This is a genomic window from Chromobacterium sp. LK11, from assembly GCF_001043705.1.
Taxonomy (GTDB): domain Bacteria; phylum Pseudomonadota; class Gammaproteobacteria; order Burkholderiales; family Chromobacteriaceae; genus Chromobacterium; species Chromobacterium alkanivorans.
Genome location: NZ_LDUR01000014.1, coordinates 63680 through 84343 on the forward strand (window position 1 = coordinate 63680; position 20664 = coordinate 84343).

At 66.7% G+C, this 20664-nt stretch carries 19 protein-coding genes; 8 read left to right on the forward strand and 11 right to left on the reverse strand.

All coding sequences use genetic code 11. The annotated features are described in order from the left end of the window. Positions 1 to 58 precede the first annotated feature (58 nt). The 5 genes from VK98_RS09690 to VK98_RS09710 form a co-directional block, all read right to left on the reverse strand. Positions 59 to 1339 (reverse strand): serine hydrolase, encoded by a 1281-nt coding sequence (locus VK98_RS09690; RefSeq protein ID WP_048413836.1) that lies wholly within the window; start codon positions 1337 to 1339, stop codon positions 59 to 61. A 135-nt stretch (positions 1340 to 1474) separates the two neighbouring features. Continuing rightward, positions 1475 to 2680 (reverse strand): hypothetical protein, encoded by a 1206-nt coding sequence (locus VK98_RS09695; protein ID WP_156187811.1) that lies wholly within the window; start codon positions 2678 to 2680, stop codon positions 1475 to 1477. Between the two features lie 29 nt (positions 2681 to 2709). Continuing rightward, on the reverse strand, positions 2710 to 3480 hold the full coding sequence (locus VK98_RS09700) for an outer membrane lipoprotein-sorting protein (protein ID WP_048413838.1): 771 nt from the start codon (positions 3478 to 3480) through the stop codon (positions 2710 to 2712). Positions 3481 to 3502: 22 nt separating this feature from the next. Next, positions 3503 to 4879 (reverse strand): ABC transporter permease, encoded by a 1377-nt coding sequence (locus VK98_RS09705; RefSeq protein ID WP_048413839.1) that lies wholly within the window; start codon positions 4877 to 4879, stop codon positions 3503 to 3505. Continuing rightward, positions 4876 to 5571 (reverse strand): ABC transporter ATP-binding protein, encoded by a 696-nt coding sequence (locus VK98_RS09710; protein WP_048413840.1) that lies wholly within the window; start codon positions 5569 to 5571, stop codon positions 4876 to 4878. Before VK98_RS09710 ends, VK98_RS09705 begins: the two co-directional genes overlap by 4 nt. Positions 5572 to 5931: 360 nt before the next feature. On the opposite strand from VK98_RS09710, the gene ppk2 reads away from it, so the two are divergent. Then, a complete protein-coding gene (gene ppk2 / locus VK98_RS09715; RefSeq protein ID WP_197083018.1) occupies positions 5932 to 6783 on the forward strand; it encodes a polyphosphate kinase 2 in 852 nt (283 codons plus the stop codon). Between the two features lie 42 nt (positions 6784 to 6825). Here ppk2 and VK98_RS09720 read toward each other — a convergent pair whose 3' ends face one another. Then, on the reverse strand, positions 6826 to 7296 hold the full coding sequence (locus tag VK98_RS09720; RefSeq protein ID WP_048413842.1) for a hypothetical protein: 471 nt from the start codon (positions 7294 to 7296) through the stop codon (positions 6826 to 6828). A gap of 171 nt (positions 7297 to 7467) precedes the next feature. Then, positions 7468 to 8361, reverse strand: coding sequence for a LysR family transcriptional regulator (locus VK98_RS09725; RefSeq protein WP_048413843.1), 894 nt, complete (start codon positions 8359 to 8361; stop codon positions 7468 to 7470). A 481-nt stretch (positions 8362 to 8842) separates the two neighbouring features. Here VK98_RS09725 and VK98_RS09730 point away from each other — a divergent pair, with 481 nt between their 5' ends. From VK98_RS09730 to acs, 3 genes are all read left to right on the forward strand, one after another. Further along, the gene (locus tag VK98_RS09730) at positions 8843 to 9154 is read left to right on the forward strand and encodes a DUF485 domain-containing protein (RefSeq protein ID WP_048413844.1); all 312 of its coding nucleotides are present in this window, start codon (positions 8843 to 8845) and stop codon (positions 9152 to 9154) included. Continuing rightward, positions 9151 to 10830: a cation acetate symporter gene (locus VK98_RS09735; protein ID WP_048413845.1), complete on the forward strand. Its 1680-nt coding sequence runs from the start codon at positions 9151 to 9153 to the stop codon at positions 10828 to 10830. The genes VK98_RS09730 and VK98_RS09735 overlap by 4 nt, the downstream gene beginning before the upstream one ends. Before the next feature lie 109 nt (positions 10831 to 10939). Next, positions 10940 to 12904, forward strand: coding sequence for an acetate--CoA ligase (gene acs / locus VK98_RS09740; RefSeq protein WP_048413846.1), 1965 nt, complete (start codon positions 10940 to 10942; stop codon positions 12902 to 12904). 72 nt (positions 12905 to 12976) lie between these two features. Here acs and VK98_RS09745 read toward each other — a convergent pair whose 3' ends face one another. Continuing rightward, positions 12977 to 14866, reverse strand: coding sequence for a methyl-accepting chemotaxis protein (locus tag VK98_RS09745; RefSeq protein ID WP_048413847.1), 1890 nt, complete (start codon positions 14864 to 14866; stop codon positions 12977 to 12979). A 230-nt stretch (positions 14867 to 15096) separates the two neighbouring features. On the opposite strand from VK98_RS09745, the gene rsxB reads away from it, so the two are divergent. The 4 genes from rsxB to rraA all read left to right on the forward strand — a co-directional run bounded on the left by rsxB (position 15097) and on the right by rraA (position 18599). Next, positions 15097 to 15792, forward strand: coding sequence for an electron transport complex subunit RsxB (gene rsxB, locus VK98_RS09750; protein WP_048413848.1), 696 nt, complete (start codon positions 15097 to 15099; stop codon positions 15790 to 15792). After that, entirely contained in the window at positions 15789 to 16436 is a 648-nt protein-coding gene (gene nth, locus VK98_RS09755; protein ID WP_048413849.1) for an endonuclease III, read from the forward strand. The genes rsxB and nth overlap by 4 nt, the downstream gene beginning before the upstream one ends. A gap of 69 nt (positions 16437 to 16505) precedes the next feature. Further along, positions 16506 to 17987: a DegQ family serine endoprotease gene (locus VK98_RS09760; RefSeq protein WP_048413850.1), complete on the forward strand. Its 1482-nt coding sequence runs from the start codon at positions 16506 to 16508 to the stop codon at positions 17985 to 17987. 123 nt (positions 17988 to 18110) lie between these two features. Then, on the forward strand, positions 18111 to 18599 hold the full coding sequence (gene rraA / locus VK98_RS09765; RefSeq protein ID WP_048413851.1) for a ribonuclease E activity regulator RraA: 489 nt from the start codon (positions 18111 to 18113) through the stop codon (positions 18597 to 18599). Between the two features lie 168 nt (positions 18600 to 18767). Here rraA and VK98_RS09770 read toward each other — a convergent pair whose 3' ends face one another. The 3 genes from VK98_RS09770 to panC form a co-directional block, all read right to left on the reverse strand. After that, the gene (locus VK98_RS09770) at positions 18768 to 19181 is read right to left on the reverse strand and encodes a GFA family protein (RefSeq protein ID WP_048413852.1); all 414 of its coding nucleotides are present in this window, start codon (positions 19179 to 19181) and stop codon (positions 18768 to 18770) included. 227 nt (positions 19182 to 19408) lie between these two features. Next, positions 19409 to 19789: an aspartate 1-decarboxylase gene (gene panD / locus VK98_RS09775; RefSeq protein WP_048413853.1), complete on the reverse strand. Its 381-nt coding sequence runs from the start codon at positions 19787 to 19789 to the stop codon at positions 19409 to 19411. 22 nt (positions 19790 to 19811) lie between these two features. Next, positions 19812 to 20645 carry a pantoate--beta-alanine ligase gene (gene panC, locus VK98_RS09780; protein ID WP_048413854.1) on the reverse strand — a complete coding sequence of 278 codons (834 nt, stop codon included), beginning with the start codon at positions 20643 to 20645 and terminating at the stop codon, positions 19812 to 19814. Between the last annotated feature and the right edge of the window lie 19 nt (positions 20646 to 20664).

Consider the following 20664-nt stretch of genomic DNA (forward strand, 5'->3'; position numbering starts at 1 on the left):
GCTGGCTTGGTTTTGTCTGTTCTCACGATAGACCACGCCATTCCGCCGGACAAACCGCCTACTGCCGCCGCAAACGCCTGCTTTCCCCCTCCGCGTCGCACCATTGCAGCATCCCTCCTTCGGCCAGCAGGGTTTCCGGCAGCACCGCGGCGCGCGCCAGTTGCGGCGCCTGCGCCGCCACGGTCAGCGGATAGGCGATGGGCACGCCGTAACGGCGCGGGCTGCGCGCATAGCAGCCGTGCTCGTTGTAAAACAGTTCCAGCCAGGCTCCGTCCCCGCTCTCATAACGCCCCGGCGGGAACATTTGCTCGTCCGGCTGCTGCCGTCCCAGCGCAGGCAGGGCTTCCAAGGACTCGCCGCTGGCGATGCGCGCCAGATCCCGCCCCAGCCTCTCCACCGGCGAGCCGAAGGCGTTGGCCAGCACCACCACGCCGCCGCCGCCGGGCAAGACGCTCATGAAGGCGAAGAAGCCGTTGACGTCGCCGAAATGCTGGGCCAGCCGCTGCCGGCGGCCGGCCAGCGTCCAGTCCTCGCCGTAAAACCCGTAGGCGTACTCTAGGGCGCTCACGTCCAGCATCAGCGCTGCCAGCTTGGCAGGCAGCGCCTCTCCCCGCTGCAGCGCCTCCAGCCAGCGGCACAGATCGCCGGCGCTGGAGGCCAGATCGTAAACGCCCCAGGCCACCGACATGTCCATAGGCTCCGCGTAGCGCCACGGCGCGCCCGGATGCAGGCCGCGCGCCGCATGCGGCAGGATGGCGCGGCCGTCGTCGACGTAGGTGCGTTCCAGGCCCAGCGGCCGAAACAGGTATTGCTGCCGATAACTGGCGAAATCCTGATCCGCCACCCGCTCCACAATGGCCGCCAGCAACAGATAGCCGGTATTGCTGTAAGCGTGGGCGACGCCGGGCGGGCAGGCCGGCGGCAGCGCGTGCGCCCAGTCCAGCAGCTCCTGCGGCCGGTGCGCCAGCCGCATCCGCGTCGGCCAATACTCGGCCGCGCTGGTGAAGTTGGCGGTGCCGGCGCTGTGATTCAGCAATTGATGCAGGCTGATGCCCGCCGCGTTGGGAAAATCGGGGAAGAAGCGCTCCAGGCTGTCGCTCAGCTCCAGCCGCCCCTGGGCCACCTGCTGCAACAGCGCGGCGGCGGTGAAGCTCTTGCTCAGCGAACCGATGCGGAACACCGTGTCCTGCTCGTTGGCCACGCCCAGGCCCGGATCGGCCATGCCGCCGGCCACCGCCGCCCGCTCGCCGTCGGCCAGGCCGACGGCGGCCACGCCGTGCAGGCAGCCCGCCGCGTTCCAGGAACGCAGATACGTTTGCAAAGCGGCCACCGTGTTCATGCCCATGCCTGTCCCCCGTCAGTCAGGATAGTCTAGACGCCAGGCGGCGCCGCGCCGCCCCACTCATCACTATGGTTGCTTTCTCCGCCGCTCGCCATGCGTTCCGCGCCGCGGCCGCCGCCGCGCATTGCCGCTTCAGTAAAAATAGTCGAACAGCAATTGCCAGACCCGCCGCGCCGGGCTGGCGCCGTAACGGCTGTCCGGCGCGCCGTCGAAACGCTGCCACTGCAAGGCCAGGTCCACCGGGCCCAGGTGATAGCGGGCCTCCGCCCAGTTCATGCCGCTGTGGTCCACCAGGTCGAAGCCGCGCATCGCGGTCAGGTCCAGATCGTCCGCCAGCGCGTCCTGCCAATGCGCGCGCAGCAAGGCGGCGCGCCGGGTGGGCAGGCCGCCGCCGGCGCCGACTCCCGCCCGGTAGGCGCCGTAGAGCGCCGGCTGCGCGCGCAGCGCGCGCCAGTCGTCGCGATCCGGCGCCGCGCCGTCTTGTTGCGCTTCCAGCGTCAGGCTCAGCTTGTTGGCGCCGGTCCAGGTCAGGCCGCCGGCCAGCCGGTTGCGCCAGGCCGAGTCCGGCTGCCCCAGGCTTTGCCGCCAGGCGCTGCGCTGCCGGCCGCCGGCCCATTCCAGATAGGCCACGGTGGCGTCGCCGAGCACGCGCGACAGATTGAAGCCCAACTGCGGCGAGCGGCCCTGCTCTTGCAGCAGCAGCCATTGCGGATTGAGGTTTTCGGCGAAGCGATAGCTGGCGGCCAGCAGCAGCCGCTGCCGGGGATTGCTGGCGCCCCAGTCCAGGCTGGCGCCGTCCGGGTTCGGCCCCGCGCCCAGCTTGGGCGACCAGATCGCGGTCAGCGAGCCGCGGTCCCATAGTTTCTGCCAGCGCAGCATGGCGTTGCCGAGGCGGTTCTGGCGCAGGCTGTCCGGGTCCGCGGACACCACCGAACGCACGGTGCCGGCGCCGAGAAAATCGGTGGGGTTGTAGCCGACGGCCACGCCGTAGCGGGTATTGACGCGCCCGAGGTCCAGCATCGAGTCGACGCCGAACTCGCGGCTCAGATAGGCCTCCTTCAGGGTATTGACGCCGCGGTCCCGCTGCGGCGAACCGGCGAAGCGCCAGTCCAGCCGGTTGGCCAGCACCCCGCGCCAGGCCGGGCTCAGCCGCCCGTCCCAGCGCAGGTCCAAGGACAGCCGCTGGCCGTCCTCGCCCGGCCGCGGCGACAAGGCGGCCGCCTCCAGCTGAAGCTTGAGATCGCGCGGCGCCGCCTCCTCCATCCGGGTTTGATCGGCCAGCCGCAGCGCCTCCTCGTCCGGCGGCGCGTCGGCGCCTTGGACAAGGGCGCTCGCCAACGCCAGGCCAAGCGCCAGGCCCCGCATCGTCATTCGGCCCGGAAGCGCGGCAGATAGTCGCGCTGCAGCCAGGCCTCCGGCACCTCGCGCCAGGCGAACTGGCTGTTGCGCAACACGGTGATCCAGCGCGGATTGAGGCCGTCTATGATCACGGTCTCGGTCGGGCGCTCGCGCCCCAGCACCGGCTGGTAAGCGCGGTAATAGGCGGTCTTCAGCAGGCTGCCGCTCTCGGCGTAGAACTGCGCCTTGCGGCTGCGGTAGTCGTCGCGGTCCACCCACAGATCGATCGCGTGGTAGGTGACGCCGGAATTGCGCGCGGTGAGCCGCAGCTTGTAGCACGGCCGGGGCTGGCGGTCGCCGTCCTGTATCGTCTCCTCGCCGGCCAGCGCCGCCCGGTAGTCCAGCGCCAGGTTGACGGTGACCACGTCGCCGTTGGCCGCCTGGCCCAGCAGCCGCTGTTGCGGTGAAATCGGCACGCTGGCCTTGCTCGCCGGGTCGAAAAACCACAGATCGTTGCCGCTCTTGAGCATCAGCTTGCCGGCGTCGCGCTTGGGCTGGATGAAGCGCAGCAGGCTGCGGAACTGCCCGCTGCCGGCGTCCGCCCGCGAATACACCGCCAGCGCGCTGGCCTCGTTCTGCTTGCCGTCCTTGTAGCTGACCAGCGACACCACTAGGCCGAAGGAGCGCTCGGGATTGCGCACCGCGTCGCTGTTGGCCAGGATGGTCTGCGCGTCCGGCGCCGCCAGCGCGGTTGCCGCCCACAGCGCCGCGCCCAGCGCGGCCCAGCGTTTCGTCCTCATGCCCGTCGATGTTCCAAGCGTTTCACGCATGACGCAAAGCCTCCACGATATTGGCCGCGGCCGCCCGCCGCGCCGGCCACCACGACGACAGCAGCGCCATCGCCATCAGGCCGCCGGCGGTCACCGCCATCATCCGCCACTCTCCCCATACCCGCACCAGGATGGGGCTGGGGTCCACCTGGCCCGGCGGCAGCCAGGTCAGGCCAGCGTGGTTGATCAGCCAGGCGGCCAGCAGCGCCAGCGCGATGCCCAGCGCGCCGCCGCCCAGGCCCAACAGCCAGCCTTCGCACAGGAACAGGCGCTGGATGCCGCGGCGGCGCAGCCCCATCGCCCGCAGCGTGCCGATCTCCACCGTGCGCTCCAGCACCACCATATTCATGGTGTTGCCGATGGTGAACAGCGCCACGCAGGCGATCAGCACCGCCAGAAAGCCGAAAATGGTGCCGAACATGCCGGTGATCTGGCCGTATTGCGGCTGCAGGGTGGCGAAGTCGTGCGCCGCCAGCGGCTGGCCGCGCAAGCTGGTGGCGAACAGCTTGCGCAAACGCGCCTCGGCCGCCGGAATCTGCGAGGTGTGCCTCAGCTGCAGCACGATGGCGGTGGCCATCGGCTCGCCCTGGCCGTACACCAGCTGCTGCGCCTGGCGCAGATGCAGGCCGACGTACATATCGTCCAATTCCTTGATGCCCTGGCTCTCCACCTTGGCCACCTGCAGCCGGGCCACATTGGGCGCGCCGGCGGCGGTGGCGGCCAGTAGTTCGATCTGATCGTCGCGGCCGCCGGCGGGCGGCGCCGCCGCGGACAAGGCCGCCAGATCGGCCGGCAAATCCTCGCCGCCGGGCGGAGCCGGCGGCGGCGCGCAGTCCTTGAGCTTGAACGCCGCGCACAGCTGCAGCACCCGCGCCACCCCGGTGCCTATCACCGCCGCGTTCGGCGCGGTGCCGGTCAGCGCCACCGGCTTGCGCTTGTCGTTGAAGCTGTAGTCGTCCCAACGCCGCAGCCGGTTCTGCGCGTCCACCTCGCTGCCGCGCGCGATCACCGTGCGCGAGGCCCCGGCCGAATAATGGCCGGCGATGCCGCCCAGGCTCAGCGTGGGCGTCACTACGGTCAGCATCGGCCGCAGCACCGGGTCGTTCTCGATCAGCCGCATCACCGCGCGGTAATCGCGGATGCCGTAAGCGGCGGGATTGCCGCTGCCGTACAGGAAGTAATCGCGGTGCTGCACCTGCAGATGGCCGCCGGCGCGCACCATGCCGGTTTGCAGCCCGTATTGCACGGTGCGGTTGTAGCCGCCGAACAGCAGTACCGCCACCAGGCCTATGATCATGGTGGACAAGGTCGCCAAGGTGCGGCGGCGATTGCGCAGCAGATTGCGCCAGGCCAGTTTCAAGGTGTTCACGCCCAGGCCTCCTCGGGGTTCAGCGCGCCGACCCGGCCGTCGCTGACCAGGTAGCGCTCGTCCGCCGCCGCGATCACCTGCGGGTCGTGCGAGGAAAACACCACCGCCACCCGGCGTTCGCGCTGCAGCTGGCGCAACAAGGCCAGGATGGACGCCCCGGTATGGCTGTCCAGATTGGCGGTGGGCTCGTCGGCCAGCACCAGGGCCGGCTCGTGCACCAGCGCGCGCGCGATCGCCACCCGCTGGCGCTGGCCGCCGGACAACTGGCCGGGGCGGTGCGTCGCCTTGTCCGCCAAACCCACCGCCGCCAGCATCTCCAGCGCGCGCTCGCGCCGCAGCCGCGCCGGCACGCCCTGCAACTGCAGCGGATATTCGACGTTCTCGAACGCCGACAGCACCGGCATCAGATTGAAATTCTGGAAGATGAAGCCGATGTGGCGCGCGCGGAAATCGCTGAGCGCGTCGTCGCTCAAACGGTTCAGCGCCTGCCCCGCCACCGCGATCTCCCCCGCGTCGGCGCGGTCGATGCCGCCGATCAGGTTAAGCAGCGTGGTCTTGCCGCTGCCGGACTGGCCGGACAGCACGGTGAAGCGCGCCGCGGCGATCTTGAGGCTGACCTCGGCCAGCGCCGGCACCCGCACCTGCTCCATCCAGTAACTCTTGGACACCCCGTTCAACTCCACCGCCCACATGGCCCGCTCCCGTAGTCAAAGCGCAATGGCATGAATATGCATGAAATCGGCATGAAAAGCTTTGTCTTGTGACAAAACCCCCATTTTGGACTCCAACGCTGTTCCGGCCCGCGCCAAGCCGCGCGCATCGACACCCGTTTTCCATGGGAGTAGCATGGTTTTACCCCTCGCAAAGGAGCTTGCATGACACAAGACAAAACCCCGCCCCAAGCCCCCCAGCCCGCGGAGGCCGCCGCCGACGCCCAGCCGCCGGCCGTTCAGCCGCCGCGCCGAACCGCCGCCCACCGCCGCAACAATGTGGAGCGCGCGCACCAGGAATCGGTGCAAGCCATCGAAACCGTCAGCCGGCAGCCGGTGGCCTTGCAAGTGGCCGCCGCGCCGCAAGGCAGCGCCGAGGACAGCGTCAGCGCCGAACTGCCGGCCAGCTACCCCTACCGCACGCGGATGCGCCGCCCGGAGTACGAGCTGCAAAAGCAGGCCTTGCAGATCGAGTTGTTGAAAGTGCAGAACTGGGTCAAGGAAAGCGGCCAGAAGATCGTGATCCTGTTCGAAGGCCGCGACGCCGCCGGCAAGGGCGGCACCATCAAACGCTATATGGAACACCTGAACCCGCGCGGCGCGCGCGTGGTGGCGCTGGAGAAGCCGTCGGACCGGGAACGCGGCCAATGGTATTTCCAGCGCTATATCCAGCACCTGCCCACCGCCGGCGAGATCGTGTTCTTCGACCGATCCTGGTACAACCGCGCCGGCGTGGAACGGGTGATGGGCTTTTGCCATCCGCACGAGTATCTGGAATTCATGCGTCAGACGCCGCAACTGGAACGCATGCTGGTCAACAGCGGCATCCGCCTGTTCAAGTTCTGGTTCTCGGTTAGCCGCGAAGAGCAGCTGCGCCGCTTCATCTCGCGCCGCGACGACCCGCTGAAGCACTGGAAACTGTCGCCCATCGACATACAGTCGCTGGACAAATGGGACGATTACACCGCGGCCAAGGAAGCGACCTTCTTCCACACCCATACCGGGGACGCGCCGTGGACGGTGGTGAAATCCGACGACAAGAAGCGCGCGCGCCTCAACTGCATCCGCTACTTCCTGTCCCGGCTGGACTACCCGGGCAAGGACGCGCGCGTCGCCCGAGCGGCCGACCCGCTGCTGGTGGGCGAGCCGCACAGCATGGATGCGGAGGACAGCGACGCCTTGCTGCGGATTTGAGGCTGAGGCCAGGCGCCGGCGAAGGCGGGCCCGGCGCCGGGATCAGGCTTTTTGGCGCTTCCACACCCGTCTGGCGTCGCAAGTGGCGCGCAGCGGCGTGGACGACAGACTGGTGGCGGCGAAATGCCCCACCTGGCGGGACACCTTGGACAAGGCGGAGCCGGACAGGCTGCCCACCTGCCAGGCGTGGCACAGCGGATGCAGCGAGGGGGCGTCGTCGCTGGCCGCGTCCAAGCGGGCCTGCACGTCGCGGTTCACCTCGGACAGCCAGCGCTCGGTCAGCAACATCCAGTCGCGCTGGGTATCGGCCTGAGCTTGCAGCAGATTGGCGCCCACCAGCAGGGTATCGTCCAGCCTGCGCTCCAGATCGCACTGCGACATCGGATACGCCGGCGCGAAAGCCGACCACCAGACGCTACAGGCTTCTTGCTGGGCGTCCAGCATGCGCTGCTGGCCGCGCTCCACCGCGCTGCGGTAACTTTCCATCGCGCCGATCAACCAACTACGGGTCATTGCCACTCCTCGGTCAAACCCGGCGGACCGCGCAGCGCGCGGCTACCGCCAGCGGACCGCTTGCGAAACGGGGGGGCGCGGCCGGCTAAAGACGCGCAACGGATCGCAAGCGGGTTCCAAGAGCCTGTTCAAAGCCCGGCGCGCCTCGGCTCGGCGGCGTTGAACGGCTTCCTATGCCGCAACGGCGGGCAAACGCCACACCTGCAGCAGTTCTTGCAACAAGATTTCCAGCACGGGGTCGCCCGCCCGGTCCGACGGGTAGACGAACTGTAACTCGGCCAATTTGCGCACATCCGGCAGCACTGTCAACCTGCCGGCGTCGCGCCAGGCCTGCGCCGCCTCTTCCCGCGCCAGCGCCACGCCCACTCCGGAGGCCACCAGCTCAAGGATGGCGTCGAGATGATCGCACTCCGCTACCTTCTTAGGCGAAATGTTGAGTTCCCGCCACAATTCCGCGGTGATTTTGGAAAGACTGGAGAACTGCGAGATGCCTATCCACGGCAATTTGCCCAATTCCTTGAGGCCGCCGCCGGCCAAACGCGGCGCCCAGGCGGCGGGCGCGACGATGCGGAACGGCAGCTCCGCCAATTTGATGGTGGAGACGTTCACATAGGGGTTCTTGCCCAGGTAGAAACCGGCGTCCAGCTCCTTCTTGCGCACCAGGTTCAGCACATCCACGGTCACGCCGTGGCGCAGCTGAACGTCCAGCAAGGGATAGCGCTCCACCAGCCCCGCCACCCAAGGTCCGATTTTCAGCGTGTCCGGCGTCAGCGTGACGCCGACCCGCGCCTTGCCGGACAACTGGCCCTTCAATTGCCTCGCATGGTTGATGATGCCGCTGGCCGCGCCCAGTATCGCCTGCGCCTGCGGCAGCAACTCCTGGCCGATGCGGGTCAGCGACACCCCTCCCGCGCTGCGCTCGAACAGCTGCATGCCCACTTCTTCTTCCAGCGCCTTGATTTGCGCGGTGACCGCCGGCTGCGACAGATGCAGCAGTTCGGCGGCCTGTGTCAGGTGCCCTTGCTGGGCGACGGTGACAAAGGTGCGCAACTGATAGATTTCCATGTTCTCCCCTGACTTGGATGCCCGACGGCGAGCCGGATCGCCGCGCGCGGCAGGCATGGGCGGCATGACGGCGGGTCTCCGGCGCCCGCTTGCGCGCCGCCGCGCGATGCGGCGGAGGCGGCGGCCTGAGCGAGGCCAGGCCGGCGATGATTTTGTCTTGTGCGGTCCATTTTCGGCGCAATGCCGGCTAAATAACAAGCGCTTTGTGCCGCGCCGACGGCGCTCCCGGGCATTTGCGGCAAGGCCCGCCGCGGCCGCGACGCCCCGCTGCAACGTCGATTTCGCGCTGGCCCCAACAAGCGTCCGCCCCGGCATTAAGAGCAAAAATTCTATTTCAACGTATTGATTTTAATCAATTTCTGCATTGCAACATCGGTCTGAATAATTTTGCGCATCAAAAAAAGCGATTAGATTCGCCTCCGCCACCTCCCTTATGTTTTCAGCAGCGACATCTCAAGTCGCGACCACAAAGGAGGATGCAATGAACGAGGACATACTCAAGAAAGTGCAGTCCAATCCCAAATTCAAGGAACTGGTGCGCAAGAAAACCAGACTGGGTTGGCAGCTCACTCTAGCCATGCTGATCATCTACTACGGCTTCATCCTGGTGCTGGCGTTTTCGCCGGCCACGCTGGGCCATCCGATCAGCGCGGGCGCCACCATGACGGTGGGCATCCCCATCGGCGTGCTGATCATCGTTTCGGCCTTCGTGCTGACCGGCATCTACGTCCGCCGCGCCAACACTGAATTCGATCTGCTCAATCAGCAAATCGTCGAGGAGTCCAAGCAATGAAGCAACGCGTCTTGCAACTGGCCTGCGTCGCCGGCCTTCTACTGCCCTCCTTGGCCATCGCGGCCGGGGCCATTGAGGGCGATGTCAAGCAACAGGCCACCAACTGGCACGCCATCATCATGTTCCTGCTGTTCGTGGCGTTCACGCTGGGCGTCACCTATTGGGCCGCGCGCCGCACCAAGTCCGCCAGCGATTTCTACGCGGCCGGCGGCGGCATCACCGGTTTTCAGAACGGCCTGGCGATCGCCGGCGACTACATGTCCGCCGCGTCTTTCCTCGGCATTTCCGCGATGGTGTTCGAGAAAGGCTATGACGGCCTGATCTACTCGATGGGCTTCCTGGTGGGCTGGCCGGTGATCCTGTTCCTGGTGGCCGAGCGCCTGCGCAATCTGGGCAAATACACTTTCGCCGACGTCGCCTCCTACCGGCTGCGCCAGACTCCGGTGCGCAGCTTCGCCGCCACCTCCACCCTGGTGGTGGTCGCCATTTACCTGATCGCGCAGATGGTGGGCGCCGGCAAGTTGATCCAACTGCTGTTCGGCATGAGCTACACCTCGGCGGTGCTGATGGTGGGCGTGCTGATGGTGTGCTACGTGCTGTTCGGCGGCATGCTGGCCACCACCTGGGTGCAAATCATCAAGGCGGTGCTGCTGCTCTCCGGCGCCACCTTCATGGCCATCATGGTGCTGGCCACCGTGGGTTTCAGCCCGGAAGTCATGTTTGAAAAAGCGGTGGCCGCGCACAGCAAGGGCATCGCCATCATGGCGCCGGGCAAGGCCGATCCGATCGACTCGATCTCGCTGGGCCTGGCGCTGATGTTCGGCACCGCCGGCCTGCCCCACATCCTGATGCGCTTCTTCACCGTGTCCGACGCCAAGGAAGCGCGCAAATCGGTATTCTTTGCCACCGGCTTCATCGGCTACTTCTACATCCTGACCTTCATCATCGGCTTCGGCGCCATCATGCTGGTGCTGAACCAGCCGGGGATGATGGAAACCGTGGTCAAGAACGGCAAATCCGTCACCCAGCTGATAGGCGGCAACAATATGGCGGCGGTGCACCTGGCCGAGGCCGTCGGCGGCGACATGTTCCTGGGCTTCATCTCCGCGGTGGCCTTCGCCACCATCCTGGCGGTGGTGGCCGGCCTGGCGCTGTCCGGCGCGTCCGCGGTGTCGCACGACCTGTACGCCAGCGTGATCAAGCACGGCAAGGCCAACGAGGCCGACGAGATCCGCGTGTCCAAGATCACCACCGTGGTGCTGGGCGTGGTGGCCATCGTGCTGGGCCTGGTGTTCGAGAAGCAGAACATCGCCTTCATGGTGGGCCTGGCCTTCTCCATCGCCGCCTCCGCCAACTTCCCGGTGCTGTTCCTGTCCATGTTCTGGAAGGGGCTGACCACGCGCGGCGCGGTGATCGGCGGCTTCATCGGCCTGTTGTCGGCGGTGGTGCTGATCGTGCTGGGGCCGACGGTCTGGGTGGAGGTGCTCAAGCACGAGCACGCGGTGTTCCCGTACAAGAATCCGGCCATTTTCTCGATGACCCTGGCCTTCGTCTCCACCTGGCTGTTCTCGGTGCTGGACAAGTCGCGCCAGGCCGACGAGGAGAAAGCCAAGTTCGAAGCCCAGTTCGTGCGCGCGATGACCGGCATCGGCGCGTCCGGCGCCTCCAAGCATTGACATTGACATAAGGCCGGGCCGAGGATGTCGGCCTGCCTTTCAACCCACCGCGCCGCTCCGGCGGTCCAGGAGCGGCGGCAACGCTACAAAGTTAATCCAGGAGAAGTTTATGTCCACGCTAGAATCCGTCCTCAAGGAAACCCGCAGCTTTCCGCCTTCCGACGATTTCCGCCAGAAGGCGGCGATCTCCGGCATCGAGGCGTACCACACGCTGTGCGAGCAGGCGGACGCCGACTACCTGTCGTTCTGGGGCGATCTGGCGCGCGATCAGATCACCTGGAAAAAACCGTTCACCCGCGTGCTGGACGACAGCCAGGCGCCGTTCTTCAAATGGTTCGACGACGGCGTGCTCAACGTCTCCTACAACTGCCTGGACCGCCACCTGCCGGTCAACGCCAACCGCATCGCGCTGATTTTCGAAGCCGACGACGGCGCGGTCACCCGCGTCACCTACGCCGAGCTGCACCGCCGCGTCTGCCAGTTCGCCAACGGCCTGAAGAGCCTGGGCGTGGCCAAGGGCGACCGCGTGGTGATTTACATGCCGATGGTGATCGAGGCCGTCGTGGCGATGCAGGCCTGCGCCCGCATCGGCGCCATCCACTCCGTGGTGTTCGGCGGCTTCTCCGCCGGCGCGGTGCGCGACCGCGTCCAGGACGCCGGCGCCAAGCTGGTGATCACCGCCAACGAAGGCCTGCGCGGCGGCAAGAGCGTGCCGCTGAAGGCCACCGTGGACGAGGCGCTGGCGATGGACGGCTGCGACAGCGTCAAGCACGTGGTCGCCTACCAGCGCACCCAGAACCAGGTGGCCTGGAGCGAGGGCCGCGACGTATGGTGGCACCAGTTGACCAGCGGCCAGCCGGAACAGTGCGAACCGGAATGGATGAACGCCGAGGACCCGCTGTTCATCCTCTACACCTCCGGCTCCACCGGCAAGCCCAAGGGCATCCAGCACAGCAGCGCCGGCTATCTGCTGGGCGCGGCCAACAGCTTCCGCTGGGTGTTCGACTACAAGCCCAACGACGTGTTCTGGTGCACCGCCGACGTGGGCTGGATCACCGGCCACAGCTATATCTGCTACGGCCCGCTGGCCAACGGCGCCACCCAGGTGATCTTCGAGGGCGTGCCCACCTATCCGGACGCCTCGCGCTTCTGGCGCATGATTGAGCAGCACAAGGTCAGCATCTTCTACACCGCGCCCACCGCCATCCGCTCGCTGATCAAGCTGGGCGCGGACCTGCCCAAGCAGCACGATCTGTCCAGCCTGCGCCTGCTCGGCACCGTGGGCGAGCCGATCAACCCCGAAGCCTGGATCTGGTACCACGAAACCGTGGGCGGCGGCCGCTGCCCCATCGTCGACACCTGGTGGCAGACCGAGACCGGCTCCATCCAGATCTCGCCGCTGCCGGGCGCGGTGGCCACCAAGCCCGGCTCGTGCACGCTGCCGCTGCCGGGCATCATGGCCGACATCGTCGACGAGTCCGGCGCCCAGGTGGACCCGGGTCGCGGCGGCTTCCTGGTGATCAAGAAGCCCTTCCCCAGCCTGGTGCGCACCATCTGGAACGATCCCGAGCGCTTCAAGAAAACCTATTTCCCGGAAGAGTTCAACGGCCAGTACTACCTGGCCGGCGATTCCGCCAACCGCGACGAGAACGGCTATTTCTGGATCATGGGCCGCATCGACGACGTGCTGAACGTGTCCGGCCACCGTCTGGGCACCATGGAGATCGAATCCGCGCTGGTGGCCAACCCGCTGGTGGCCGAGGCCGCCGTGGTCGGCAAGCCGCACGAGGTCAAGGGCGAGGCGGTGGTGGCCTTCGTGGTGCTCAAGGGCGCGCGCCCGCAGGGCGAGGAAGCCAAGAAGGTGGCGGCCGAGCTGAAAAACTGGGTGGCGCACGAGATCGGCAAGATCGCCCAGCCGGACGACATCCGCTTCGGCGAGAACCTGCCCAAGACCCGTTCCGGCAAGATCATGCGCCGCCTGCTGCGCTCCATCGCCAAGGGCGAGGAGATCACCCAGGACGTGTCCACGCTGGAAAACCCGCAAATCCTGCAGCAGTTGCAGCAACCGCTGTAAACGCTGGATCCGCCACGCCGGGGCCGCGATGCGGCTCCGGCTTTTTCACGCCCAAGCCTATCCGTCCCGGCGCTACTCCAGCCGGAAGCGGGCGATCATCTCGTCCTGCTCGGCCACGTCGGCGGCGGTGTCCTTGCAGTGCCGCAACTGCACTTGCGCCGCGTCGCTGACGCGCTGGCCGATGTGCTGGATGCTGCCCGCGCTGTCGTTGATCTCCCGCGTCATCTGGCTTTGCCGGCTCACCGCGCCGGCGATGTCGCTGTTCTTGGCGTTGATGTCGGAAATCACGTCCTGGATGCGCGTCAGCATCTCGCTGATCTGCTCGGCGTCCTTCACCGTGCTGCTGGCGCAATCGCGGCTTTCGTCCATCCGGCCCCTGGCCTCGCTCACGCCGCGCTGCAGCTGCTCTATCATGCTGCGGATTTCCTGCGTCGCCTCCTGGGTTTGCGAAGCCAGCTTGCGGACCTCGTCCGCCACCACGGCGAAGCCGCGTCCCATCTCCCCGGCCCGCGCTGCCTCGATCGCGGCGTTCAGCGCCAGCAGATTGGTCTGCTCGGCCACGCCGGTGATCACCCGGACGATGGATTCGATGTTCTTGCTGAACTCGGCCAGCTCGTTCATGGACAGCGAGGTCTGTTCCAGGGTGTCGGCCAAGCGCCGTATCGCCTGGCTGGACTGGGTGACCAACACCATCCGGCTGCCGGTCTCCTCGTGCGCCTGCCGCGCGGCCTCGGCCACCGCGCCGGCATTGGAGGTCATCTCGCCGGACGCCTCCGCCATCTGGCCGATGGACGCCACCAGTTGCTCCAGCTCCCTTTGCAGGCGGCTGGCCTCGCCGCTGCTCTGCTGCGCCTCTTCCGCGCTCTGCTCGGCGCCCTGGTGGACGCGGGTGGAAATCTGGCGGATGTCGCCGATCAAGCGCTGCAGATAGGCGATGAACCGGTTCAGCTCCTTGGCCACCTCTCCGAATTCGTCGCGGGAGCTTTCGTCGATGCGGCGGGTCAGGTCGCCGTTGCCGCTGTTGAGCTCGGCCAGCGAATGCTTGAGCTGCTGCAGGGGACGGCGCAGGATCTGCTGCATCAGCGTGCTGAGGATGACCATGCTCAGCAACACCCCTATCACCGCGCCCCAAAAGCCGCGCCAGCCTATCTGCTTGGCCTCGGCCATCACCTTGCCCTCGTCCAGCACCACGCCCACCAGCCACTTGGCCGGCTGCAGGTGCGACAGCGGCTGGAAGGCCACCATCAGTTTCTGACCGTTGACCTCCACCTCGTGCACCTTGCCGTCCAGCGCCGGCGCGGCGCCGCCGAACCGCTCGGCGACGCTCTTGCCGTTCAGCTTGGCGTCCGGGTGGCTGATGATCTTGCCGTCGGCGGACAGCAGGAAGGCGTAGCCCGCGCCGTTGAAGGTGGCGGTGTTCAAGGCGTCCGAAACCGACTTCAGGCTGAGGTCGCCGCCGAAAGCGCCCTTGAACGCGCCCTTGTCGGTCAGCTTGGCCACCACCGAAATCAGGATCTCGCCGGAGGCGGCGTCCGGATAGGGATCGGTCAGGCCGACGCCGGCGGCCGCCTTGGCCACCGGATACCACGGCCGCTTGCGGGCGTCCCAGGTGGGCGGCGGATTCCACGACGGATCGTTGGAGATTCTCTTGCCGTCGCTGTCCAAGCCGCCGAACACCAGCTTGAACTCGTTCTTGAGCATGGGCCGCTGAAACACTTCCAGGATGCGCTCGCCGCTGAAACCGGCGTCTATGGTTTCCGACATCAGCTGGATCTGCGCCAGCTTGCCGTTCAGCCAATTGGCGATCTGCTCGGCCAGCACCTGGCTGGTCTGGGTCACTTCCTGCTCCTTGCCGGCGCGTATGCTGTCCGCCACGCTCAGGTATTGCAGCCAGGACAGGGTAGACAGGGTCAAGGCCAATACCAGGGCGGAAATCAGGCCGGCTTTGTGGGCGATTTTCATGGCGGCGGTCCGGAAAAGTGAGTATTTTCACCATAGCGCACCCGCGCGCCGCTCCAAGCCCCGCCGCTTTGTTTTTTACGAAAATCGCGCGCCGCGCCCCCGGCGACGCCCGATTCCCCGCTTCAAGCGCGCGCGCCGGCAAGGCCTCCCGAAGCCTAGTCCGCGCCGGGTGTTGAAGCCGCGGCCCCTAGCGTCGATAATTAGCGGTTTTTGAAGCGGAACCCCACAGCATGCCCGTGATCACACTCGTCGACAGGATCGACGCCCTGCTGCCCCAGACCCAATGCGGACAATGCAGCCACGCCGGCTGCCGCCCGTATGCGGAGGCGCTGGCGGAAGGCCGCGATCCGATCAACCGCTGCCCGCCGGGCGGCGACGACGGCATCCGGGCGCTGGCGGAGCTGCTGGGCCGGGACGTCGTTCCCTTCGCCGCCGACGGCCCGCAGCCCAAACCGCGCGCGCTGGCCGTGATACGCGAAGACAGCTGCATAGGCTGCACCCTGTGCATCCAGGCCTGTCCGGTGGACGCCATCGTCGGCGCCGCCAAGCAGATGCACACCGTGATCGCCGCCGAATGCACCGGCTGCGAGCTGTGCCTGGCGCCCTGTCCGGTGGACTGCATCGACCTGCTGCCGGTGGCCGATCCCGCCGACGGCGAGCGCGAACGGGTGATGGCGCGCGCCGCCCAGGCCCGCGTCCGCTATGAACGACGCCAGGCGCGCAAGACGCGCGATCAGGCGGACAAGGCCAAACGCCTGGCCGAGCGCGCCGCGGTCAGCGCCGCGCCGGCCTCCCCGGCCGCGGCGCCGGTCGCAGCCTCCGCCGCCGCGCCGGCGGCCGACAAGAACGAATTGATCCGCAAGGCGATGGAACGCGCCGCCGCGATGCGCGCCGCCCGCGAACAAGCAGACAAGGACAAGCCGTGAACGCCGTCAAACGCAAAGAAATCTTCACCCGCCTGCGCGACGCCAACCCGCACCCCACCACCGAGCTGGAGTACAGCAGCCCGTTCGAACTGCTGATCTCGGTGCTGCTGTCGGCGCAGGCCACCGACGTCGGCGTCAACAAGGCCACGCGCCGGCTCTACCCGGTGGCCAACACCCCGGCGGCGATGCTGGCGCTGGGCGAAGAATCGCTGGCGAACTTCATCAAGACCATAGGCCTGTACAAGACCAAGGCCAGGAACGTGATCGCCACCTGTCACCTGCTGCTGGAAAAACACGGCGGCGAGGTGCCGCAAACCCGCGAGGCCTTGGAAGCGCTGCCCGGCGTCGGCCGCAAGACCGCGAACGTGGTGCTCAACACCGCTTTCGGCCAGCCCACCATCGCGGTGGACACCCATATTTTCCGGGTGTCCAACCGCACGCGGATCGCGCCCGGCAAAGACGTGCGAGAAGTCGAGGATAAGCTGGTAAAATACATCCCCGACGAATTCAAAGTCGACGCGCATCACTGGCTGATCCTGCTCGGCCGCTATGTCTGCAAAGCCAGGAAACCGGAATGCGAGCGCTGCGTCATCGCCGACCTCTGCGAATATCCGGCAAAAACCGTTATGATTAAAGACAACTGAATCAAATACTGGAAAAACTCCGGTTCCGCCCTTATTTTCCGCATAGACATCAACCTAAAAGGATAGCCTGTGACAACGTATCTGCGCACCCTGGTTGGCGCCTTGCTCGCAGCCTCGTTGCTGTCCGGCTGCGACAAGGTCGAGCGCTTCTTCAAAGGCAACTCCCAGCCCGCGCCGGTCGCCATTCCCGCGCAACAGGATGGCCGCGTCGCCATGCTGCTGCCGGACTTCACCCAATTGGTCAGCCGCGACGGTCCGGCGGTGGTAAACATCCAGGCCAGCCGCGAAGAGAGCGGCGGCGCCCAAGCCAGCAATCTGCCGATTCCGGTGCCGGAAGACGACCCGCTGTACGATTTCTTCCGCCGCTTCATCCCCAATCATCCGCCGCAGCGCGAACAGCCGCAGGAAGAAAGCGTCTCCTTCGGCTCCGGCTTCATCATCAGCGCCGACGGCTACATCCTGACCAACGCCCACGTGGTGGCGGACAGCCAGCAGGTCAAGGTGATGCTGACCGACAAGCGCGAGCTGCGCGCCAAGCTGGTGGGCGTGGACAAGCGCACCGACGTGGCGCTGCTGAAAGTGGCGGCGGCGGACCTGCCGGTGGTCAAGATCGGCAGCCCGGCGGACTTGAAGGTCGGCGAATGGGTGGCCGCCATCGGCGCGCCGTTCGGCTTCGACAACACCGTCACCGCCGGCATCGTCTCGGCCAAGGGCCGCAGCCTGCCGGACGAGAACTTCGTTCCCTTCATCCAAACCGACGTGGCGATCAACCCCGGCAACTCCGGCGGCCCGCTGTTCAATCTGCGCGGCGAGGTGGTGGGCATCAACTCGCAGATCTACAGCCGTTCCGGCGGCTTCATGGGCATTTCCTTCGCCATCCCCATCGACCTTGCCATGAGCGTGGTCGATCAGCTCAAGGCCAAGGGCAAGGTCAGCCGCGGCCAGCTGGGCATCAACATTCAGGAAGTGACCCAGGAACTGGCGCAGTCCTTCGGCCTGCAGCGCCCCAGCGGCGCGCTGGTGGTGCGCGTCGATCCCAAGGGACCGGCCGCTCGCGCCGGCCTGCAAGCCGGCGACATCATCCTGAAGCTGGACGGCAAGGCGATAGAAAGCTCCAAGGATCTGCCGGTACTGGTCGGCTCGCTGCAGCCGGGCACCAAGATCAAGCTGACGGTGTGGCGCAAAGGCGTGGAGAAAGAGCTGGAAGCCACGCTGGCCGAACTGGCGCAGGACGCGCCGAGCGCGCAGCCGCAGCAGGAGGAAAGCTCGCCGCAGGGCTTCCAGTTCGGCAAGCTGGGCCTGACGCTGAGCGAACTGACGGCGAACCAGCGCTCGGAACTGGGCGTGCGCGGCGGCTTGCTGATCCAGAAGGCGCAGGGCCCGGCCGCCCGCTCCGGCCTGCAGGCGGGCGACGTGATCCTGGGCTTGAACCAGGTGGAAGTCTCCACCATCGCCAGCTTCGAGAAAGCGCTGGCCAGCGCCAAAGGCCATATCGCCTTGCTGGTGCGCCGCAACGAGGCGGTGTTGTTCGTGCCCCTGCGGCTGGAATAAGCCCTTTCTCCATCCGCAACGCCCAAAGCCGCCGTCAGGCGGCTTTTTCATTTGTCCGGCATACCGCCCGCGCGTCCGCGCTGCTAGGATGAAGCTTTCGCCATCCTCCCCAGGAGAACCGCCATGGACTTTCACACCGCCGATCTATGCGATCAGTTCGACGAGCAACTGCAGGTGCTGACGCCCTCGCTGCAACGCTACGGCGGCCAGGCCCGCTTTTTCGGCCGCATCGAAACCCTGAAGCTGTTCGAGGACAACAGCCTGCTGCGGGAGGCGCTGAGCCAGAACGGCGCCGGCAAGGTGCTGGTGGTGGACGGCGGCGGCTCGCTGCGCTGCGCGCTGCTGGGCGATCAACTGGGCGTGCTGGCGGTGGCCAACGGCTGGGCCGGCCTGGTGATCAACGGCTGCGTCCGCGACTCCGCCGCCTTGAACAAGCTGGCGCTGGGCGTACGCGCGCTGGGCGTTCATCCGCGCAAATCGGTGAAGCGCGGCGAAGGCCAGCGCAATCTGAGCGTGGAGTTCGGCCAAGTGCGCTTCAGCCCCGGCCACTGGCTGTACGCCGACGAGGACGGCGTGGTCGTCGCGCCGGGCGCGCTGCACCCGGCGCCGTGACGCGCGGCGGATCGCAAACAGCCTCTCAGAACCTGTTTACGATCTGCTACGCGTCGGCGATACGGCGTTGAAACCAAGCTCAAAATGCTCATGTACCACGAGTACATTCCGTTTTTTCGCTCGTTTTCGCCTTGTCTCTCCTTAGCTCGCGAGATCGTAAACACGTTCTCAGACTTCGCTGCGCTGGTAGACGGGCAACTCCTGCTGCGCGGCGGGGCTGCCCCAGGGCAGATGCTGCTCCCACCAGATATGCCCGGCCGGCGCCACCAGCTCCGGGTGGTCCAGCGAGGACACGGTGAGGTCGAGCTCCTCCGGGTCCGATTCGTGGCGATAGCTCAGGGTGGAGCCGCAATGCGGACAGAAGCCGCGGCTGACCGCGGCCGAGGAATGGTAGATCACCGGCTTTTCGCCGCGCCAGTCCAGATCGGCCACGCGGATGGTGAACCAGGTGACGAAGGCCGCGCCGCTGGCGCGCCGGCAGCTTTTGCAATGGCAGTGCACCACATCGTAAGGCTCGGCGCGCAAACGGTAGCGCACCGCGCCGCACAGGCAACCCCCGGTCAGATTCTGGCTCGTGCTCATGATGCCTCCCTCGCTGCTGGATGGACGATGGATTGGGAAGCGGCCGCCGACGCAAGCCCGGACCGGCAGCCAGACACCTCCGCTTTTTAAATATGATTCACCGTCGACGCCAGCGCCAAGCCCCGGCTTGAAATAAACCGGCGCCGGCCCCGAGATTGATGCTGTGCTGCAACAAAAAAACAACGGCCGCCCTGAGGCGGCCGCTGACGGGCGAAACCGGAGGCGGATCAGGCCGCCTGGGTCGGCGTCGCGCCCTTGAGCTCGGTCATCTGGTTGTCCGCGTCGACGAACACCAGCTTGGGCTGATGATGCTTCAGCTCGGCGGCCTCGTACTGGGCGAAGGAGGCGATGATCAGCAGATCCCCCGGCGCGGCGCGGCGCGCGGCCGAGCCGTTGACCGAGATGGTGCCGGAACCGCGCTCGGCCTTGATCGCGTAAGTGGCGAAACGCTCGCCGTTGGTGACGTTCCAGATCTGCACTTCTTCGTATTCCAGAATGTCGGCCGCTTCCAGCAGGTTCTCGTCTATCGCGCAGGAACCGATATAGTGCAACTCGCTGTGCGTGGTGGTGACCCGGTGGAGCTTGGATTTGAGCATATTGCGCTGCATGATTGCATCCTTAGTCCGCTGATCAGCGGAACACTTCAATGTTGTCGATCAGGCGGGTGCGCCCCAGTCGGGCGGCCGCCAGCACCACCAGGCGTTTTTCGCCGGCGTGCGCCACCGCCAGGGTGTCGGCCTGGCGAATTTCAACGTAATCCACGGTCCAGCCGGCTTGGGCCAGATCGTCGCGCGCGCCTTGCTCCAGCGCCGCGTAGTCATTGTCGCCGTCTTGCAGCCGCCGCTGCAGCCGCGTCAGATTGCGGTACAGCCGCGGCGCCTCGGCGCGCTCTTCCGCGCTCAGATAACCGTTGCGCGAGGACAGCGCCAGGCCGTCGTCGGCGCGGCCGGTATCCACCGGCACGATCTCGATCGGCGAGTTCAGGTCGTCCACCATCGCTCGGATCACGTGCAGCTGCTGAAAGTCCTTCTTGCCGAAACAGGCCAGGTCCGGCTGCACGATGTTGAACAGCTTGGTCACCACGGTGGCGACGCCGCGGAAGTGGCCGGGGCGGAAGGCGCCGCACAGCTCGTTCTGAATATTCGGCGGCTCCACGTTGAAGTCCTGCCGCACGCGCGGATACAGCTCCTGCTCATCCGGGAAGAACAGCGCGTCCACGCCGGCGGCGCGCAGCTTTTCGCAATCGGCGTCGAAGGTGCGCGGGTAAGCGCCGAAGTCCTCGCCCTGGCCGAACTGCAGCCGGTTGACGAAGATGCTGACCGCCACTTTGTCGGCGCGTTCGCGCGCCGCCTTGACCAGGGCCAGATGGCCGGCGTGCAGATTGCCCATGGTGGGCACGAAGGCGAGCTTGCCCGCCTGGCGGCGCCAGGCGCGCATCTCCGCCACGGTACGAATGATTTCCATTGCTTGATGTCCTGGGCAG

Excerpts from the sequence above, each read along its gene's own strand:
- VK98_RS09690 (WP_048413836.1), bottom strand. The coding sequence starts at position 1,339 with ATGAACACGGTGGCCGCTTTGCAAACGTATCTGCGTTCCTGGAACGCG.
- VK98_RS09700 (WP_048413838.1), bottom strand. The coding sequence starts at position 3,480 with ATGAGGACGAAACGCTGGGCCGCGCTGGGCGCGGCGCTGTGGGCGGCA.
- VK98_RS09710 (WP_048413840.1), bottom strand. The coding sequence starts at position 5,571 with ATGTGGGCGGTGGAGTTGAACGGGGTGTCCAAGAGTTACTGGATGGAG.
- VK98_RS09720 (WP_048413842.1), bottom strand. The coding sequence starts at position 7,296 with ATGACCCGTAGTTGGTTGATCGGCGCGATGGAAAGTTACCGCAGCGCG.
- VK98_RS09725 (WP_048413843.1), bottom strand. The coding sequence starts at position 8,361 with ATGGAAATCTATCAGTTGCGCACCTTTGTCACCGTCGCCCAGCAAGGG.
- VK98_RS09730 (WP_048413844.1), top strand. The coding sequence starts at position 8,843 with ATGAACGAGGACATACTCAAGAAAGTGCAGTCCAATCCCAAATTCAAG.
- VK98_RS09735 (WP_048413845.1), top strand. The coding sequence starts at position 9,151 with ATGAAGCAACGCGTCTTGCAACTGGCCTGCGTCGCCGGCCTTCTACTG.
- acs (WP_048413846.1), top strand. The coding sequence starts at position 10,940 with ATGTCCACGCTAGAATCCGTCCTCAAGGAAACCCGCAGCTTTCCGCCT.
- VK98_RS09745 (WP_048413847.1), bottom strand. The coding sequence starts at position 14,866 with ATGAAAATCGCCCACAAAGCCGGCCTGATTTCCGCCCTGGTATTGGCC.
- rsxB (WP_048413848.1), top strand. The coding sequence starts at position 15,097 with ATGCCCGTGATCACACTCGTCGACAGGATCGACGCCCTGCTGCCCCAG.
- rraA (WP_048413851.1), top strand. The coding sequence starts at position 18,111 with ATGGACTTTCACACCGCCGATCTATGCGATCAGTTCGACGAGCAACTG.
- VK98_RS09770 (WP_048413852.1), bottom strand. The coding sequence starts at position 19,181 with ATGAGCACGAGCCAGAATCTGACCGGGGGTTGCCTGTGCGGCGCGGTG.
- panD (WP_048413853.1), bottom strand. The coding sequence starts at position 19,789 with ATGCAGCGCAATATGCTCAAATCCAAGCTCCACCGGGTCACCACCACG.
- panC (WP_048413854.1), bottom strand. The coding sequence starts at position 20,645 with ATGGAAATCATTCGTACCGTGGCGGAGATGCGCGCCTGGCGCCGCCAG.